At 60.0% G+C, this 3,954-nt stretch carries 2 protein-coding genes and 1 pseudogene; 2 read left to right on the forward strand and 1 reads right to left on the reverse strand.

Going from position 1 to position 3,954, the window contains the following annotated elements:
- Positions 1-235: pseudogene (locus BFQ00_RS29810) on the forward strand (hypothetical protein); the annotation flags it as partial.
- A gap of 24 nt (positions 236-259) precedes the next feature.
- Here BFQ00_RS29810 and BFQ00_RS08015 read toward each other — a convergent pair.
- Positions 260-955, reverse strand: coding sequence for a pirin family protein (locus tag BFQ00_RS08015; protein ID WP_065888109.1), 696 nt, complete (start codon positions 953-955; stop codon positions 260-262).
- A gap of 217 nt (positions 956-1,172) precedes the next feature.
- On the opposite strand from BFQ00_RS08015, the gene BFQ00_RS08020 reads away from it, so the two are divergent.
- Positions 1,173-3,620 (forward strand): UvrD-helicase domain-containing protein, encoded by a 2,448-nt coding sequence (locus tag BFQ00_RS08020; protein ID WP_065933123.1) that lies wholly within the window; start codon positions 1,173-1,175, stop codon positions 3,618-3,620.
- Positions 3,621-3,954: the final 334 nt, after the last annotated feature.

Consider the following 3,954-nt stretch of genomic DNA (forward strand, 5'->3'; position numbering starts at 1 on the left):
TGCCCACGGATTCAAGCCTGCGTTCGGCCAGCGTGGTTTAACGGGGCGCCTGAGATCAAGATCAAAAGCGACTCGCTTCGCATCGTGGTTACGGGTGGGCGCGGCTGCTTTATGTAGGAGCGAGCTTGCTCGCGAAAAACTCACAGGCGCCGCGTTTATTCAGGAAGCACGCGTTATCGTTGACGTTTTTCGCGAGCAAGCTCGCTCCTACATGCAGCGGTGTGCATTTGACTGACTGGCATTAGTTAGATGCCTTGGATCAGGCCAGGTCGACCAGCACAACTTCACTGTCTTCAACCGCCGTCACACGCAGCACCTGCTCATCGGCAACTGCCACACCGTCTCGAGCTTGCGCGCGCAAGCCATTGACTTCTATCACGCCTGTTGCCGGCACCAGGTACGCTCGGCGCCCGCTGTCCAGCCGATACTCGGCCGTTTCTCCGGCCTTCAGATTCGCCGCCACCAGGCGTGCGTCGGCGCGAATGCGCAGGCTTTCGGTGTCTCCGGCCTTGCCGCTGGCCAGGGTCACGAATCCTTCGCGTACACCTCGCGGAAACGGCTTGGCGCCCCAGGAGGGTGGCAACCCGGCTTCGTTCGGGATGATCCAGATCTGGAAGATCCTGGTCGGCGTGGCTTCCAGGTTGTACTCGCTGTGGGCAATCCCGGTGCCGGCGCTCATCACCTGCACGTCGCCCGCTTCGGTGCGGCCCTTGTTGCCCAGGTTATCCGCGTGACTGATGGCGCCTTCGCGTACGTAGGTGATGATCTCCATGTCGCGGTGCGCGTGCTGCGGGAAGCCGGTGCCTGGCGCGATGATGTCGTCATTCCACACCCGCAGGTTGCCCCAGTGCATGCGCTCGGGGTCGTGGTATTCGGCAAACGAGAAATGGTGATGGGCGTCGAGCCAGCCATGGTGGGCGCCGCCGAGGGTGTTGAAGGGTCGAAGTTCAAGCATGATCGTCTCCTGTTGATGACCCTATGATCCAACAGCGCATGATCGATAAAAAGCGTAAAAACTGCCTCAATCCTATCTATTTATTCGATGGGAAATTAGGGCAATAACTTTCACTTCATCGCCTAACTGCATGACAGCAAAGCATTTGGCTGGAACTTGGGGTCAATTCCGGCGACCATGGTGCACTGTCGAAACCCAGCTCATCCCAGGAGTCCGCGTGCCGCATCCACAGCCTGATCTGCCCCCCGAATTGCGCCCGCTGGCGGAAATGCCGCTGTTGAAACGGCTTGCCGCGCGTCTGTTCGGACACGGCCTCACGCGGTTGCGCGCTCAACACCGTTTCTCCTGGTTACATGGTCAAGCCGACGGTTTTCGCAGCGGGCATGAAGCCGGTGTGGAGTACGGCTACCGCGAGGGCAAGGCGGACGGTTTGCAAGAGGGCCGGCAAGTCCTGCTGATACGCGATTTTCGGTCCGATGAGCCCCGTGCTCCGGGCATTGATGACAACCTGTTCGATGACTGGCGATTGCCCCTGACCGCCGACATTAAAAAGCGCATCAAGGCCGACGTGGCGCGTTTGCTGCCGGCCCACGCCCAGCCGAGCGCCGCGCAGTGGAAGATGATCTTCAGCGACACGCCCTCGACTTCAGTGATTGCAGGCGCCGGCGCCGGCAAGTCGACCTCCCTGGTGCTGCGCATCCTGCTGCTCACCCATTACCTGGGCTTCGAGCTGAGTTCGATGACCGTGGTGACGTTCACCCGCGAGTCGCGCAAGGACTTCATCCACAAGCTCATGCAGATTCTCAGCCTGTGGGGCCAACCCCTTGGCCAAAAAGAGGCCCAGGCGGTGGTGCGCACCTTTCACTCACGCATCCTGCCGATGGTGCGCAGCCTGCCGGGCTTTGAGCGACTGCAGGCGTTCGAGAACCTCGGTGCCGGCTTGGAGGACGCCGACAGCAACCCGTTCGACCTGCGCATCAACGACGCCCAGCGCCAACAGATGAACGCCTGCTACCACCGCTTGCACGGCAGCCACGCGCGTTTTCGTGAGTTGATCGCGCCGTTGGCGCGCCATGGGCTGCAACTCAAGGAGTTGGAGCGTGATCACCCGGATGTACAAAAGCGCATGGCGGTGACGGAGCTGGCGGCCAGGCGTGATGAAGAACTCTGCGACGTCATCGAGGATCTGTGGTTTCGCGCCGGCGCCTGGCCGATCAAGGGCATCGAGCCGAGCCGGCAGGCGTTCGACATCAATGGGGCGACATTTCATTGCCATGGCTATATCCCCGAGCTGGACGCGTGGGTGGTGCTGGGCTTTGATTCGCGGGAAAGCCCCCAGATCAGCCGGCCCAGCTCAAAGCTGTCAGTGCGCGCGGAGTGGGCGGTAAAGCGCACCCTGTTTCAAGCTTTCTGTCGCAAGCCTTTGATATGGCTTGATAACTATGAATCTTCAACTAGGTTGTTAAGCAGTCTGGCGGGCGACGCCACGGCCGGGCCGGGGTTCGATTACAAGGTCAAGGGTGAGCTTGCTTCGGCGCCGCTGTTGGACTGCTTTGTGATGGCCGCCGGTTTTATCGAGAACCTCGGGTTGGATGTGCCCGGCGCCGTGGGCCGCATGAGCTTTGCCAAGGACGACCCGGACCGCTTGTTCTTCGAGGCCCTGGGCATTTTCTGGAAGGCTCTGGAAGACCACTTGCTCGATCAATCGCCGCCGATCATGACCTATAACCGCATGTTTTCGTTGTTTGGCGAAAATACCCCGGAAAACCTCAAGCTGCTCAGCGACCCACTGCTGCGGCCGATGTCGCACCTGATGATCGACGAGTTCCAGGACGTATCGCCGCAGATTGTTTCGTGGATCCGTGCCAGCCTGCGCGAAATCCGCAACCGTGGCCCGGCCATGCACGTCGGGCGCGGGGCGCAGCGTTCATCGCTGCTGTGCGTGGGGGATGACTGGCAGTCGATCTACGGCTGGCGCGGCAGTTCGCCCAAATACTTCATGGAGTTCAATAAGGAGTTTGCATCGCCGACTACCACGCGGGTGATGCTGGCTGAGAACTATCGCAGCCATCAGCACATCATCGATGCTGCCGAGCACATCGTGCGCAGCGCGCCGGCCATTCCCGGTAAAAAGGCCAGGGCCAGTGGCGAGCCCAAGCCGCTGGTGCCCCTGGCAGTGCGCGAGCGCGACGACGCGGCACTGGCGCAGCAGCTGCTCGAGCATTATCAGCAGGGCGATACGATCTTGATGTTGTATCGAAAAAGCAGCGATAAGTTATTGATACAAGAGCATATTCAGTCCGTAGTTAATCTGGATTCGAGCTTGCCGCCTCAGGCGCGCAGGCTCAAACAGCTGACCTATCACAGTGCCAAGGGTTTGCAGGCGGACGCGGTGTTTCTATTGGGTGACTGCCAGCACCTCACCAGCTCGCCCTACAAGAACCAAGTCTATCGCATGGCGGGCCTGGGCAAGGATGGCGACAGCGAGGCGTATGACAACGCACAAAAAGACGAGGTGCTGCGCCTGGCCTACGTCGGCATCACGCGAGCGGTGAGCCACTGTTATTGGTACGTGGAAAAGCCCGAAGGCCAGGCGGTGAATGTGCCAAGGGCATCGGAGCGGGTGGACGGCAAGAAGGCGTTTTTCGACGATCAACGCGGCTAATCGGCCTCAATGCGATCTAAATGTGGGAGGGGGCTTACACCCCGATTGCGGTGGGTCAGTCACAGATGTGCTTACTGACACTCCCTCATCGGGGCATAGGTATCTACACAATTTTGGTGCGAAACCGCACCTGTGGCGTGGGAGCTAACGCGTATTTACCTGACGCTCCGAGGTCCAAATGTGGGAGGGGGCTTGCCCCCGATGGCGGCCTCTGGGCTGGCCGGGATGTTGGATTGGGTTGAGTACATATCCGTTGCTGCGGTAACGGCTGCTAATGGTTCCGCTTTTACAGCGGCTCACTTTTGAAAAGCGCAAAAGTAAGCAAAACGCTCTT

This window comes from Pseudomonas sp. 28 E 9 (genome assembly GCF_900004785.1).
Classification (GTDB): domain Bacteria; phylum Pseudomonadota; class Gammaproteobacteria; order Pseudomonadales; family Pseudomonadaceae; genus Aquipseudomonas; species Aquipseudomonas orientalis_A.

Coding starts and splice junctions, on each gene's coding strand:
- BFQ00_RS08015 (WP_065888109.1), bottom strand. CDS start 955: ATGCTTGAACTTCGACCCTTCAACACCCTCGGCGGCGCCCACCATGGC.